We start from the raw sequence: 13,850 nt of genomic DNA on the forward strand, positions 1-13,850 counted from the left end.
TCCTTTCTTAGGATATTAGAATCCTTCCAGCAATGAATGTGTAATGAGGTACCAACCATCTACTAAAACGAATAGTAAGATTTTAAAGGGCAAGGAAATCATGACAGGTGGTAACATCATCATCCCCATTGACATGAGGACACTTGCTACAGCCATATCAATAACGAGAAATGGTATAAATATCATAAATCCCATTTGGAAAGCCGTTTTTAATTCACTAATAGCAAATGCTGGTACTAACGTTGTAATGGGAATCTCTTGAATGGTGTCAGGTCTCTCCATCTCCGTATAATTCATAAAAAGAGCTAAATCCTTTTCCCTTGTGTGAGTCGCCATAAATTCCTTCATGGGTTCACTTGCTCTATCATATGCTTCATCTAGTGTAATCTCCTCATTAAAAAGAGGCGTAAGAGCTTCTTCATTCACTTCTTGAAAAATAGGCCCCATGATAAAGAATGTCAGGAACAAAGCTAATCCTATTAATACTTGATTAGGAGGCATTTGTTGCGTCGCGAGGGATGTTCTCACAAAAGATAAAACAATTAAGATTCTTGTAAAAGATGTCATCAAAATTAATATACTAGGAGCGAGAGAAAGTATCGTTAACAGAAGCAGAAGTTTAACAGATGTAGTAACATTTGACGGATCTGAATTGGAGAAGACATCTATAAATTCATTCATCTGAATCCTCTTTCTGCTTTTGGTGCTGATCCATCACTTTCTTCCTTTTTTGTTTTAACGAATTCAGCTCAGATTGAAATAATTGCTGAAATTGAACAGAGGAACTAGAACTCTTTTCTTCCCCTTTTCCTGACTGTTGTTTCGTCTTTGGAATAACATTTGCGAGTATGGAACTTGCTGAATAACTCGCTTGATCATTCTGTTGATGGAATGCTTGAATTGTCTTTTCATCGGTAATTTCTGTTAAGAGCTCTACATTATCTCCTACTCCAACTGCATAATATTGCTCTCCGATGCGCACCACTTGAAGCGATTTATTTTGACCCAGTGAAACGCCTCCAATATTTTCGAGCGTCTTCACGCTTTGAAACATTTTGTTTCGCTTATTTACAAATTTCAGTAGTCCATAGATAAGTACAACAATAAACAAAACAGCAAACACGAGTTTAACAATTTGCCAACCTATAGAAGGACTGTCACTAGAACTCTGACCAGGGGAAGTAGATGTTGGTTCCTCTTCCTCTGGTTGGTTTGAGTTATTATCATCTTGGCATTTTTCAGGGTTATAGGCACAATCGACACTTTTAGAACCTGCATGTACATGTGCCATTGGAACTGTTGCAAGTGTGATACAAGCTATTAAAACCCTGATGATTGGTTTCAATTTCATATTTTCCCTACTTTTACCCTAATGCTTTTTTTATAGCTTCTAATACACGATCAGCTTGAAATGGCTTCACTATAAAGTCTTTAGCTCCAGCTTGAATAGCATCAATAACCATCGCTTGTTGCCCCATGGCTGAACACATAATGATTTTCACATCAGGATTAATAGACTTAATTTCTTTGAGAGCTGTAATACCATCCATTTCCGGCATGGTAATATCCATCGTGATTAAATCAGGATCTAATTCTTTATACTTCTCAATCGCTTGATTACCGTCTTGAGCTTCTCCGATTACTTCAAATCCATTTTTTGTTAGAATATCCTTGATCATCATACGCATGAATGCTGCATCGTCTACTATTAGAATCTTACTTGCCATCATTATTTCCCCCTATATTTGTATTGATTTATTGTATTCGCTTTAAGCGATCTTTTTGGCTTAATATATCCGTTACGCGTACACCAAAGTTCTCGTCAATTACAACTACTTCACCTTTAGCAATTGGCTTGTCGTTTACTAAGATGTCAACCGGTTCTCCAGCTAATTTATCAAGCTCTACCACTGATCCTGATGACAGCTCCAAAATTTCTTTAATAGTCCGCTTTGTTCTTCCTAGCTCAACGGTCACTCGTAACGGAATATCCAACAGCATATCTAGGTTTCTTTGTTCATTTTGTGGTAATTCTACTTGATCAAAACTACTAAACTGGGCTGATTGTATAGTAGACTCTGCTCCACCTTGCATACCACCCAAATATTGCGGCCCTTGTTGAGCTTGTTGACCTTGGGATTGTGCCTGCTGTGCAGCATTTGTTTGTGTTTGATGACCATTCTGATTGGTTTCTGGTGTTGGATTATTAGTCATTTGAGAGACTGGACGTTCCACCTCTTTTGCTGTTTTTGATTGGTCTAATTGATTGCTTTCCTCTTCTTCTGGAGGATTAAGTAGTTGATCAACGAGTTGCTTGGCAAATTCAACAGGTAGTAGTTGCATAATGTTGGAATCAATTAGATTTCCAACTTTAAGCTGGAAGGATACCTTCACAAGTACATCCTTTTTCGGTATCGTTTCAGTACCTTCGCCTTCCTGTACATCCAATAAATCAATGGTTGGTGGTGAAATGTCTACCCGCTTATTAAAGACCGTCGACATACTCGTTGCCGCAGAACCCATCATTTGATTCATAGCTTCTTGTACAGCACTTAAATGTATATCATTCATTTCGTCTGAAGGAGATGTTCCATCCCCACCTAACATTAAGTCAGCAATAATTGCTGCATCTGTTTGTTTAATAACTAATAAATTCATACCAGAAAAACCTTCTGTATATGTAACTTGAATGGCCACATTTGGTTGTGGAAACTCCTCTGATAATTTATCACGTTCAACTACAGAAATAGTTGGCGTGGTGATTTCAACTTTATGATTCAACAAGCTAGATAAAGCTGTTGCTGAACTACCAAACGAAATATTTCCAATCTCACCTAATGCGTCTTGTTCTAATGTTGACAAGTAATCTTCCACAGGGGGTTGTTGGCCTGCTTGGTTTTGTTCATTTTCATCAGCATCATCTGCTGTACCTTTTAACAACGCGTCGATTTCATCCTGAGAAAGCATATCATCACTCATCATCATCGTCCCCCCCTTTATATTCTTCTAGAACTTGTACAGCTACTTTCTTCTTCGATTCTCCAGGCTGCACAAGAAACTTTGATTCATCATCTACTTTTAATACTAATGGATCATCAATGTCTTGGTTTAACTGGATGACATCATCTGGGGCTAATTGTAAAAATTGTTCAATTGTCATCGAGGATTCACCAAGAATCGTCTTCATTTCAACTTCCGCTTTTTGAATATTTTTCGTTAATGCTTCATACTCACCTGGTTCACGTTCTTTCGTTTCTGTTTGCATCCAATAATGTACGGATAGTTTTGGTATGATTGGTTCTAGTACAACATGAGGTATACATATATTAATCATACCGCTGGAGTCACCAATCTCCGTGTTTAATGAAATTACGACTACCGTTTCATTTGGAGACACCATTTGTAAGAATTGAGGATTAACCTCAAATTCATCAAGCTCAGGGTCAATATCAACAACAGAGCTCCAGGCTTCTTGCAAGTTATCAATGGTCTTTTCAAACATTTGTGACATGATTTTCGTTTCAATCTCTGTTAGGTTCTCTACCTTATTCACACTAACTCCTCTTCCTCCTAAAACACGGTCAAGCATTGCATATGCAATATTTGGATTAGCTTCCAGAAGGATTCGTCCATCTAATGGAGCTACAGAGAAAATGTTAAGAATGGTCATTTTAGGAATGGAACGTATAAACTCTTCATAAGGAATTTGGTCTACAGAAGCAACTGATATTTGTACATATGTTCGAAGTTGAGCTGAAAAAAACGTTGTTAACAGTCTGGCAAAGTTTTCATGTATCCTCGATAAACTTCTTATTTGATCTTTTGAGAAGCGGAGGGCACGTTTAAAATCGTAAACCTTCACTTTTTGCTCTTTTTCTTCTTTCTTTAAATCATCTGCGTCCATTTCCCCAGTAGATAAAGCAGATAGTAAAGCATCTATTTCATTTTGGGAAAGAACCTCTTCAGCCAAAAAACGTCACCTCCATTCAGGCGTATCATATATTCATTACTGCAAAACTTTTTCAATTGTGTACACCTCAGTAACATTTCCTTCTGCTAATAATTCGTTCAAACGTAGCTTCAGCATGCTCTCTAGATTAGCAACTCCCGATTGAAATTCACTCTCTTCCATCTTAGATAGTTCTTTGATTAAGATATTCTTCAATTGAAAATCACGCTTTTGTAATTCTTGTTTGGCATCCTTGCCGTTGGTTACAATCCGGAATTGAATCCGAACAAAACGGTCATTTTTCAAATCAGTCGTTATCTCTTCTGTCTCAAAAGAATTCTCTATTATTTCATCAATTGTTGGTTCAGCACTAGAATCTTCTTGGCCTGAAGTATTTAATACTAATATAAGAGCCACTACACCAACAATTGTAATTACGACTAACGCGGTGACCATCGACTTAAATAACCTTGAACTCAAGAGGATCCCTCCTCATTATCATTTTGAACCCCTACCAATCCTATTTGTCGATAGAATTGTTTCACTTGCGAAATGACTTCAGCATCTGTTTCCTTGACAATGACTTTCTTTCCATTACTTAATGTGATTGTGGTAGCGGGCAAACGTTGAACTTGCTCTATGTAAATAGCATTCAATGTAAACCGGTCACCATTTAGCTTGGTTAATGCAATCATATGTAAAAGGAGAAAGAGAACAACACGAAAAAGACGTTCTCCATCCCCATCCCCTCCTCTATATTAACGTTTTAGATTGACAAGCTCTTGGAGGATTTCATCAGATGTTGTAATGATTCGAGTATTAGCCTGGAAACCACGTTGAGCTGTAATCATTTCCGTGAATTCTCCACCCAGGTCAACATTGGACATTTCTAGTGCGCCTGAGACTAGTTGTCCTGATCCTCCAGTACCTGGAATTTCTGTATCAGCTAAATCCTCTATTCCATCTCCAGAGTTATTAGTTGCTCTAAACATATTGCTACCAGCTTTTTCTAACCCAGCTGGGTTTGCAAATTTAGCCATTCGAACTTGTCCTGCAACTTGGTTGTCACCATTATCATCAATATAATTAACAGAGCCATTGGAGGTAATACTAAAACTTTTCGCAGTTTCTGGGATATTGATTTTTGATAAATCACCACCCCCATCATTACTTCCACTTTCTCCTAATAGATATTGACCGTTGTTATTCACGATATCTCCCTGGTTATCTAAGTAGAAGTTACCTGAACGAGTATAATAGGTATCTCCAATATTATCTCCAGCTTCAACTGAATCAGCTACTGCAAACATCCCATCCCCTTCAATTGCTAAATCAAGTGGGCGGTTCGTAGTTTGGCGATTACCTTGCGTATGAATGTTATCAATAGACCCTAACTGCGAACCTAGTCCAACTTGGGAAGGGTTTTTACCGCCACGATCGTTAACGGGTCCTTCTGCGCCACTCACTGTCTGACTCATCATATCTTGAAACGTAACCCTTCCTTTTTTATAGCCAGATGTATTCACATTGGCAATGTTATTACCAATCACATCTAATTTTTGTTGCATACCTTTCATTCCGGAAATACCTGCATACATTGAACGTAACATAAGGTTATTCAATCCTTTCAAAATGTAATAGTAGAGCTGCTTCAATCAGTCCACAGCTTGTAGGCCTCCCGTAGGTCCAGCCTAATCTTCCATTAAAATTGTTCCATTAATATTCGTAAAGATTTGCGATGCAGCTTCTTTTCGATCCATGGCTGTAATGACTGTATCATTTTTCGCGCTGACTACTAGTGCTGCATCTTTCGTTACCACTAGTGACTCTGTGACTCCTTTAGCTTTCGCTTCCTTTACTTTTGATGAAATTGTTTCCCATACATTATCCTGTATGTGAATGTTTCGTTCTTGTAACCTTGTCCTCGCATGTTTACTAATAGTTAAACTTTCTACTTCTTTTTGAAGTACTTCTTGAAAAGACGCAGTGTTACTTGAGGAAACATTAGTAGTCTTAGTTTTTGGAAGCTGTAAGGGTTTGTGTTGTAACTGATGGATTCTCGGATCCATGATACCCCTTCTTTCTTATTCACTCGCCTCGTTGCTAACTCGAGTAATCGAATTAGTACTAATTCGATCACCATTCGCTAATTCAAGTTCAATTTTTTCTCCTTTTTTCGAGACGGCTGCTACTTTACTGGTTTCACTTCCTGTTGTCCCATTTTCATTCGAAATTTCGTAGGAAACTTGTTTGCCTATCATATTACTGTACCGTACAACAGGTGCTTCGGATTGAGCCTCCGTAAGCTTTTGAATGGCATCGGACATGTTTGTCATTTGTTCTAATGTCGAAAAACTAGTCATCTGTGAAATAAACTCTTTATCTTTCATAGGGCTCGTCGGATCTTGATTTTGTAACTGAGTCATCAAAATTTTTAGAAAATCATCTTTTCCGAGGGTGGCACTTTTTGATTCTTGGGACTTGGATTGGTTTTGGGTTTGTAAATATAATGATGGATCAATACTAGGCATTGCATTCACCTACACTTTCTCATTCATTAATAAGTCATGGAAACTCACATTCTCTGAATCTTCTTCATACTCCTCATCAGCCTCATAGGTAGAATGGAAGTTTTGGGTCTGTTCCTCATCTTTATCAGCTTGGTCTTTATCTAGTAAGTGGCTTTCCTGGGAAGAAGTTAGTTGATCATGCTTTTCAACTTGAACTTGGCTTGGTGAGAACATGTGACGAAGCTGTTGCAGATTTCCTTCCAACATTTCTTTAGCTGCCTGGGAAGTCACCATGATTTTTACCATCATCTCGCCATTTTGTTGTGTCATCTTCACCATCATATCTCCTAGTTGACCAGGGTTTAACTTAATGGATAGCTGTGAACTTCCTTTGTGAATGGAAAACTTACTACGATTCATGACTTTTTGAAATTCTTCAACTAATTGTTTCTGCATACTCTCATTCGACTGAGAGCCATTAAGCTTAATTACCATCTGTTCTTGTTTAGACATGGGTACCATATCTGAAGTACTAAACTGGGATGGAGATGTTTTCAAATTTTGTTGTTCTTGGTTTGCAGCTTTTGAACCTTCTGTATTCATACGTTGCCATGCGCTTCGAATCCAGTTTGCAAACTCGTTTCTTGTGACTGTAGCATTTTGACCATATTGATTCTGATTTGCTAATGAACTACGTTTTTTAAGATTAGATAAAGCTTGTTGCCATGACTCTAGTGCTTTATCTGACACACCTTCTTGTTTTAGTTGCTGCAGTATTTGATTGGGTGCTTGCGATTGGGATTTGTCCATTTGTACCCATTGTTTAGCTATTTCAAAAAGCTTTTTCTCTAATGTAGCCATTTGGCTTTTTGTTAATTGTGTTTCTTGGTCTAGATTTTGCAGACTTGTCGTTAGTTGCAGTACTAATTTTTCCATAGCTTTGGCTTCTTCACCTTGTTTATTGAAAGTTACGTTATTTTGTTGCAAACCTGAATCAGCTATAAAACTTGTTGCGAATTGAGTATTTAACGTGATTGATTGCCGTTGTAATTGCTTAAGCTGGCTTTCAATAGCAGAACCAAGTTCCGTACTCCTATATCCTGGATTAGCTTGGAACCATGTTTGGACTGTCATCAACTGAATAGATGAGTCATTAGAGTCTAGAGTGTCCAAATTCAAAATTGATAGAATAGATTGATTGTTTTCGAACAAATCTTCTATATTTTTTTGTTTTTGATTTGAAAGTTTTGACCACAAATCACTATTTTTTAAATTTGTAAGCATATCTGAGTTTAATGTTAGTTCTTCTTTGGGTATTGATTGAAAGAATTGTTTTACGTGAGTTAGTAAAGATTTCATCTGTTCTGAAAATTGACTAGATGAAACGAGCTCATTGAGTCCTTTTTGTAATTCAGACTTTGATGTAGTATTTTGAAGAACGGATTGCATAGCGTTTCTGAAACTTTTTCTTGAACCACTCTGGGCGGACTGATTCATGACTTGTTTTAATGAATGCTTCGATTGACTTAGCACCTGAGATAACATCATTACGTTATTGCTCATATTTTCACCCCCTTTCAAAGGGTTTTGTTTACATACATTAAGGATTACTATTATTAACTAAAGCACTCGTTAACGTTGCAGCCTGTTCAGGGCTCATTTTAGCAAATATATTACCACGTTCTTCATCAGGCATTTGTTGGAGGATGGAAACGGCGGTAGATTGGTCTAATTGTGCAATAATCGGAGCCGCTTCTTCAGGATCCATCTCTTTAAATGATGAAGACATATTCTTCATTATTTCGGATCGCTGTTGGTCTGATTTTGCCTTTTCATTTAATTGATTCGTTAACTCTTCTATCTGTTGGTTGAGTTCTTCAATGGTTTGGTTTTTCTGCGAGACCGTCCCTTTTAACTGCTGAATTTGAGCGTTTTGATCTTGAACTGTCGCTTGAAGTTCAGCAGATTGTGGTTCCTGGTTTTCTTGAGTGTTGTCAGAAGAAACCATTGACGAAACCACCGGAATCTTGCCACCATACTCTTGAACTTTTTGAAAGACGTTCACTCCACCTATCGTCATTACAATTAAGGCGAAGGTAACGGCAAATAGTAATGGAATTAGGATAACGAAGACAAACCATTGGAATTTATTTGTCTTTTTTGATTCTAGTTGGTTGTATTCCTGTTCTGCCATTACATTCACCTATTCCCCTGACTTATAAACTGTTGCATAGAAATCTCATCCATTTGTTTCTTCTCATTTTCCATTTGTAAAGAATAGAGATTATGCTCTTTCCTATCAATAATCTTTTCATACTTCTTCATTTCAACATGAGCAAATGTTAATTCTTCTTGTTTATTTTCCATATGATTTCGAGCTTCTTGAACGGAAGACTGCATTTGAGTAATCTGCTTATTTAATTGTTCGATATAATTGTGTGTCATATGTAGTTCAGTAACTTGAGTACTTTGTTGCAATTGATGTTGGTAGTATTCCTCAGCTTGTTCTTTTTTCTTTAAAAGTTCATACATTGTCGTTGCAACCTGTTCAAACTCTTCTATAGATTCTTGGTATATTTTGTGAGCTACGTTTTTATCTGTTTCTTTTAATTGGAGTAATTTATGAAACGTTGCAATATCCGCCACTAACTATCACTCCCCTCGCCCTACTAACTTCAACAGCTGACTTACTGCTTCATCTTGTCTAACTACTTCTTCCGTTCCCTGTTTCAAAAATGAAATAATACTAGGATGGTACTGAATTGCTTGATCCACATCTCTTGATGTTCCTTTTTTATAAGCACCTATTTGGATGAGCTCTTGGTTTTCTTCATATGTTGCAAGCATTGACCTAAGTTCATTTGCAGCGTCTTGGTGTTGAGTAGATGTGATTTGTTTCATCACTCTACTGATTGATTTAAGTATGTTTACTGCTGGAAACTGCCCTTGTTCAGCAAGTTTTCGATCTAATACAAAATGTCCATCTAATATACCTCTTACTGTATCTGATATTGGTTCGTTGAGGTCATCTCCATCCACTAACACTGTATAAAATGCTGTAATGGTCCCTAAATAATTTGTGCCTGTACGTTCTAATAACTTTGGCAATATTGCGAACACACTTGGTGTGTAGCCTTTCGTTGTTGGAGGCTCACCTGTAGCTAGTCCAACTTCCCGCTGCGCCATAGCTACTCTTGTTACTGAATCCATCATAAGGTTCACATTAAAACCAAGGTCTCGAAAATATTCACTAATTGCTGTAGCTGTATAGGCACCTTTTATACGCATAAGGGCTGGTTGGTCTGAGGTTGCCACTACTACAATTGATTTTTTTAACCCTTCAGAACCTAAGTCTTTCTCGATAAATTCCTTAACTTCCCGGCCCCGTTCTCCTATCAACGCAATCACATTAATGTCAGCACCACTGTTACGAGCAATCATCCCCATTAAAGTGCTCTTTCCCACACCACTACCCGCAAAAATGCCAATCCGCTGGCCTTTTCCTACCGTTAAAAGTGTATCAATTAATCTGACCCCTACTTGGATTGGTTCCTGGATTCTTGGTCTAGATAATGGGTTCGGGGGTGATTGATCGGTTGGATACATCTCTAACCCTTTCGGTAATTGCGTGTCTTCATATAGAGGACGACCTAGAGAATCAATAACTTGTCCAATCAGCCCTCTGCCTATTTTAATTTGTAATGGATCACCAGTAGATTCGACCAGACATCCTGGAGCAATATCCGTTATCTCAGAATAAGGCATAAGGAGTACATTTTCGTTATGAAAACCAACAACTTCAGCTAAAATGTGTTGTCCTTTCTTAGGACTAGAATGAATAATGCATACCTCACCAACACTTGCTTCCGGCCCTTTAGACTCAATCATAAGCCCTACAACTCTATGAATTTTACCGTACCTTTTAAAGGTATCAAGATGAGGAATCTCTTCAGTAAGTTGACTCATTCTCACTGGCTTTGGCCTCCTCTAATAATTCAAGCAATTTCGTGCGTAATTCTTGTAATTGGCTATCGATACTGGCATCGACTCTACCAAATGATGATTCTGCATAGCATTGGTAAGGATTTACATTATGTTTAGGAAAGATAGATAAATCTGCTTGCTGATCTACTATCATTTGTAACTCTGCTTTCTGTTCCACAACTTGGTCATATTGCTCAGGATGTACATAAATAGATATTTGTCCTTGTTCTTTCACTTCTTCTATAAGCGCACGAACTATTTCCACAAATTGATATGGTTCTTCCTGTAGCTTCGTATTTAGAATTTTTGAAGCAGAAGCAATCCCTAAATGAAGTATCGTTTCTTCACTTTCTTCAACTCGTTGCTTATAATCTTGTTCAGCACGATTAATAATGAACTGAGCTTGTTGGATAAGATGTTCGTATTCTGATTCTGCTTCTACTTTTCCTTCAGCAAATCCGTCTTTATAAGCCTCTTCTTTTACTTGTTGAATCAAATTCTGTTTTTCTTGATCCCAATTGCTTTTTTGTTGCTCGATATCAGTTTGGGCTTCATCTATCAGTTGTTGTGCTTTTTCTTCAGCATTTTTTAAGGTTTCTTCCGCTTGAACAAATGTTTCATCAGCTTGTCTCTTAACTTGTTCAGCATGTTCTTGTGTTACTTCAACTTCATTATCACTCTGTATATCTTGTCTTACTTGTTGAGCGTTGATTGGCTTTAATCCAATTACTCTTTTCGAGTTAGACAATAATATCGTCACCCCCGCCTCGAGCAATTACTATTTCACCAACATCTTCTAATCTTCTTATAACTGCAACTATTCTAGACTGACTTTCCTCTACATCTTTGAGTCTTACTGGCCCCATGTATTCCATTTCCTCTCTAAATGTTTCAGCCATACGGTTAGACATATTGTTAAATACGACCTCTTTTACTTCTTCACTAGCTACTTTCAGAGAAAGCATAAGATCCTCGTTCTCAACTTCTCTAATTACACGTTGAATAGCTCGATTATCAAGAGTCACAATATCTTCAAATACAAACATACGTTTCTTAATTTCTTCAGCCAATTCTGGATCTTGAATTTCTAAAGAATCTAATATTGTTCTCTCTGTACTTCGATCTACTCCATTTAACACCTCAACCACTGCTTCAATTCCACCAGTTTGTGTGTAGTCTTGTGTAACTGTAGTAGAAAGTTTCCTTTCTAGTATTTGTTCTACCTCACTAATGACCTCCGGTGATGTAGAATCCATAATAGCAATACGTTTTGCTATATCAGCCTGCATTTCTTGAGGCAGTTCTGATAAAATTTGAGCGGATTGCTCAGAATCTAAATAGGATAGAACGAGTGCAATGGTTTGAGGATGTTCATTTTGAATGAAATTTAGAATTTGAGCTGGATCAGCTTTTCGAGCAAAATCGAATGGTCTTACCTGTAAGGAGGAAGTAAGTCTATTAATAAGATTGGATGCTTCAGATTCTCCTAAAGCTTTTTCAAGCACTGTCTTCGCGTATCCAATCCCTCCTTGTGAAATGTAGTCTTGTGCTAAAGCTATTTGATGAAATTGATCTAGGATTTGCTCTTTTTGTTCTGGTTCTACTTTTTTAACGGATGATATTTCTAATGTTAGTTTTTCAATTTCTTCTTCTGTTAAATGCTTGTACACTTGTGCTGATACATCAGGCCCAAGAGATATGAGTAACACAGCAGCTTTTTGCTTGCCAGTCATCTCACTCTTTTGCTTTGCCATAAACGCTTCCTCCTAGTCTTCTGCAATCCACGATCTAAGAAGTTTTGCAAAATCCTCTGGTTTATCCTTAGCCATTCGCTCTAATTGCTTACGGCGTAAAGAGGCTTCTGTTTCTTGTTCTTCCTCAATATCAGGTACTGATACTGGCGCTTCCGCCACATATTCTTCCTTTACAGCCTTCTTCTTGTTTCCTTTTGCTAACATCCAAATTAATGTTGCTATGATGACTAACATCACTCCACCGATAGCATATAGCCAGGTTGGAATAACTGGTTTAGATTCTCCTTCAAACTGAGGTTGTCCATTAAATTCTTCAAAAACAACTGATATCTTATTTGATGGTTCAACTTCACCATATTCATCAGAAATCGAGGTTTCCACAATAGAACTTAAAATAGATGTCACACTTTCACTAACCGTATTTTGCTCCTGTGTACTCAATGATTCTGCAGATTCAGTGTTTTCTGTTTGTGCTTTGCTATTATCAACGGCAACCTGAATCCCTAAGTCACGAAGCTTATAAGGACTTTCCACAATATTACGCTGAATACGGTTATATTCATTGTTAATTGTTTCTTTCATCATTTCATAACTGCCATCGCCTTCACCCTCAGCTGTATCATAGTTCGGAACATCTTCTTCCCCTGTACCAGGTGTCCCACCAACTGGCGGATTCCCTGTATAAGTCTCTGTGATCCTCTCTACACTTACAGGAAGCCCTTCCTCACCGTCAGCTGAACTAGGCTGCACAAGATTTTCAGTACGGTTTTCTTTTGTGAAATCTACATCAGCTGTTACAGATACCACGACTTTATTTCGTCCTATCATCATACCTAGCATTTTTTGTACACGTTGTTGAATATCACGTTCTATATCTTTTTTTATCCCCTGTTGATATTCATAGGTATTACCTGATGCCATATTTCCTTCATTTTCTAAGTCGTAATATGTAAAAGATTGATCTGTAATGACGATATTATCTGTAGAAAGGTTTGGCACCGATTTCGATACTAAGTTATATAAAGATTTGACTTTATTTTGGTCTATATCGTAGCCGCCTTCTTTTTGTATGACTACAGATGCTGAAGCTTGCTGTTGCTGCTCACCGACAAAAACAGATTCTTTAGGTTTGTTAATCATTACTTTAGCATCTCTAATACCATCAATACTTGAAATCAATGTTGCTAATTCTGTTTGCATCGCGTCTAATTTTATGACATCAAATTCGTTATCTGTCATTCCCCACGATGTATTGGCACTAAAAAAGGAGTAGTCAATATTTCCGCTGTTAGGTAGCCCTTGAGCTGCTAAATCCACTAACAAAGAGTCTACTTGTTCTTGCGGAACTAAAACACTTTGTCCTCCATTAGATATTTCGTACTTTATGTTCCTCGTATCGAGCTCTTCTTTAATTTGGCCTACCTCTTGCAGTGATAGATTACTATATAGAGGAACCATTTTGGTATTGGAAGCAAACGCACTCACTCCAATTATTAAAACAAATAAACCAATAATTGCACCAATCATGACACTTTTTTGAGCGAGAGTACGGCTTTTCCAAAATGTAGTTACCTTTTCTATATAAAGTTGTAGCTTTTCTCTCATAATAGCCCCCGTCGTCAAAAACGTTCTTAATTATGCTGTTCAAACATA

At 37.5% G+C, this 13,850-nt stretch carries 17 protein-coding genes; all 17 read right to left on the reverse strand.

Features of this window, described 5'->3' with window-relative positions:
- Positions 1-15: 15 nt before the first annotated feature.
- The 17 genes from fliP to fliF all read right to left on the reverse strand — a co-directional run bounded on the left by fliP (position 16) and on the right by fliF (position 13,802).
- The gene (gene fliP, locus GLW08_RS01450; RefSeq protein WP_160846814.1) at positions 16-681 is read right to left on the reverse strand and encodes a flagellar type III secretion system pore protein FliP; all 666 of its coding nucleotides are present in this window, start codon (positions 679-681) and stop codon (positions 16-18) included.
- Positions 674-1,351, reverse strand: a complete 678-nt coding sequence (locus tag GLW08_RS01455; RefSeq protein WP_160846815.1) for a flagellar biosynthetic protein FliO — start codon at positions 1,349-1,351, stop codon at positions 674-676. The genes fliP and GLW08_RS01455 overlap by 8 nt, the downstream gene beginning before the upstream one ends.
- 13 nt (positions 1,352-1,364) lie before the next feature.
- Entirely contained in the window at positions 1,365-1,727 is a 363-nt protein-coding gene (locus GLW08_RS01460) for a response regulator (protein WP_160847849.1), read from the reverse strand.
- Between the two features lie 28 nt (positions 1,728-1,755).
- Positions 1,756-2,982, reverse strand: coding sequence for a flagellar motor switch phosphatase FliY (fliY, locus tag GLW08_RS01465; RefSeq protein WP_160847850.1), 1,227 nt, complete (start codon positions 2,980-2,982; stop codon positions 1,756-1,758).
- Complete coding sequence (gene fliM, locus GLW08_RS01470) at positions 2,972-3,970, reverse strand: flagellar motor switch protein FliM (protein ID WP_160846816.1); 999 nt, start codon at positions 3,968-3,970, stop codon at positions 2,972-2,974. Before fliM ends, fliY begins: the two co-directional genes overlap by 11 nt.
- A gap of 36 nt (positions 3,971-4,006) precedes the next feature.
- A complete protein-coding gene (gene fliL, locus GLW08_RS01475) occupies positions 4,007-4,429 on the reverse strand; it encodes a flagellar basal body-associated protein FliL (protein WP_237458253.1) in 423 nt (140 codons plus the stop codon).
- Positions 4,426-4,644, reverse strand: a complete 219-nt coding sequence (locus GLW08_RS01480; protein WP_160846817.1) for a flagellar FlbD family protein — start codon at positions 4,642-4,644, stop codon at positions 4,426-4,428. Before GLW08_RS01480 ends, fliL begins: the two co-directional genes overlap by 4 nt.
- 63 nt (positions 4,645-4,707) lie before the next feature.
- Positions 4,708-5,559, reverse strand: a complete 852-nt coding sequence (flgG, locus tag GLW08_RS01485) for a flagellar basal body rod protein FlgG (RefSeq protein ID WP_160846818.1) — start codon at positions 5,557-5,559, stop codon at positions 4,708-4,710.
- A gap of 81 nt (positions 5,560-5,640) precedes the next feature.
- Positions 5,641-6,018 carry a TIGR02530 family flagellar biosynthesis protein gene (locus tag GLW08_RS01490; RefSeq protein WP_160846819.1) on the reverse strand — a complete coding sequence of 126 codons (378 nt, stop codon included), beginning with the start codon at positions 6,016-6,018 and terminating at the stop codon, positions 5,641-5,643.
- Between the two features lie 15 nt (positions 6,019-6,033).
- The gene (gene flgD / locus GLW08_RS01495; protein WP_160846820.1) at positions 6,034-6,480 is read right to left on the reverse strand and encodes a flagellar hook assembly protein FlgD; all 447 of its coding nucleotides are present in this window, start codon (positions 6,478-6,480) and stop codon (positions 6,034-6,036) included.
- Positions 6,481-6,489: 9 nt separating this feature from the next.
- Positions 6,490-8,022, reverse strand: coding sequence for a flagellar hook-length control protein FliK (locus tag GLW08_RS01500; protein ID WP_160846821.1), 1,533 nt, complete (start codon positions 8,020-8,022; stop codon positions 6,490-6,492).
- A gap of 37 nt (positions 8,023-8,059) precedes the next feature.
- Positions 8,060-8,653, reverse strand: coding sequence for a MotE family protein (locus GLW08_RS01505; protein WP_160846822.1), 594 nt, complete (start codon positions 8,651-8,653; stop codon positions 8,060-8,062).
- A gap of 5 nt (positions 8,654-8,658) precedes the next feature.
- Entirely contained in the window at positions 8,659-9,105 is a 447-nt protein-coding gene (gene fliJ / locus GLW08_RS01510; RefSeq protein ID WP_160846823.1) for a flagellar export protein FliJ, read from the reverse strand.
- 6 nt (positions 9,106-9,111) lie between these two features.
- Positions 9,112-10,425 (reverse strand): flagellar protein export ATPase FliI, encoded by a 1,314-nt coding sequence (fliI, locus tag GLW08_RS01515; RefSeq protein ID WP_160847852.1) that lies wholly within the window; start codon positions 10,423-10,425, stop codon positions 9,112-9,114.
- Positions 10,409-11,191, reverse strand: a complete 783-nt coding sequence (gene fliH, locus GLW08_RS01520; RefSeq protein ID WP_160846824.1) for a flagellar assembly protein FliH — start codon at positions 11,189-11,191, stop codon at positions 10,409-10,411. Before fliH ends, fliI begins: the two co-directional genes overlap by 17 nt.
- Positions 11,184-12,197, reverse strand: a complete 1,014-nt coding sequence (gene fliG, locus GLW08_RS01525; protein WP_160846825.1) for a flagellar motor switch protein FliG — start codon at positions 12,195-12,197, stop codon at positions 11,184-11,186. The genes fliH and fliG overlap by 8 nt, the downstream gene beginning before the upstream one ends.
- A gap of 12 nt (positions 12,198-12,209) precedes the next feature.
- Complete coding sequence (gene fliF / locus GLW08_RS01530; RefSeq protein ID WP_160846826.1) at positions 12,210-13,802, reverse strand: flagellar basal-body MS-ring/collar protein FliF; 1,593 nt, start codon at positions 13,800-13,802, stop codon at positions 12,210-12,212.
- Between the last annotated feature and the right edge of the window lie 48 nt (positions 13,803-13,850).

It is taken from the genome of Pontibacillus yanchengensis (genome assembly GCF_009856295.1).
In the GTDB taxonomy this organism is placed as follows: domain Bacteria; phylum Bacillota; class Bacilli; order Bacillales; family BH030062; genus Pontibacillus; species Pontibacillus yanchengensis_A.

Bases quoted from the DNA above. Each gene is read 5' to 3' on its own strand.
- fliP (WP_160846814.1), bottom strand. From the start codon at position 681: ATGAATGAATTTATAGATGTCTTCTCCAATTCAGATCCGTCAAATGTT.
- GLW08_RS01455 (WP_160846815.1), bottom strand. From the start codon at position 1,351: ATGAAATTGAAACCAATCATCAGGGTTTTAATAGCTTGTATCACACTT.
- GLW08_RS01460 (WP_160847849.1), bottom strand. From the start codon at position 1,727: ATGGCAAGTAAGATTCTAATAGTAGACGATGCAGCATTCATGCGTATG.
- fliY (WP_160847850.1), bottom strand. From the start codon at position 2,982: ATGATGAGTGATGATATGCTTTCTCAGGATGAAATCGACGCGTTGTTA.
- GLW08_RS01480 (WP_160846817.1), bottom strand. From the start codon at position 4,644: ATGATTGCATTAACCAAGCTAAATGGTGACCGGTTTACATTGAATGCT.
- flgG (WP_160846818.1), bottom strand. From the start codon at position 5,559: ATGTTACGTTCAATGTATGCAGGTATTTCCGGAATGAAAGGTATGCAA.
- GLW08_RS01490 (WP_160846819.1), bottom strand. From the start codon at position 6,018: ATGGATCCGAGAATCCATCAGTTACAACACAAACCCTTACAGCTTCCA.
- flgD (WP_160846820.1), bottom strand. From the start codon at position 6,480: ATGCCTAGTATTGATCCATCATTATATTTACAAACCCAAAACCAATCC.
- GLW08_RS01500 (WP_160846821.1), bottom strand. From the start codon at position 8,022: ATGAGCAATAACGTAATGATGTTATCTCAGGTGCTAAGTCAATCGAAG.
- GLW08_RS01505 (WP_160846822.1), bottom strand. From the start codon at position 8,653: ATGGCAGAACAGGAATACAACCAACTAGAATCAAAAAAGACAAATAAA.
- fliI (WP_160847852.1), bottom strand. From the start codon at position 10,425: ATGAGTCAACTTACTGAAGAGATTCCTCATCTTGATACCTTTAAAAGG.
- fliG (WP_160846825.1), bottom strand. From the start codon at position 12,197: ATGGCAAAGCAAAAGAGTGAGATGACTGGCAAGCAAAAAGCTGCTGTG.
- fliF (WP_160846826.1), bottom strand. From the start codon at position 13,802: ATGAGAGAAAAGCTACAACTTTATATAGAAAAGGTAACTACATTTTGG.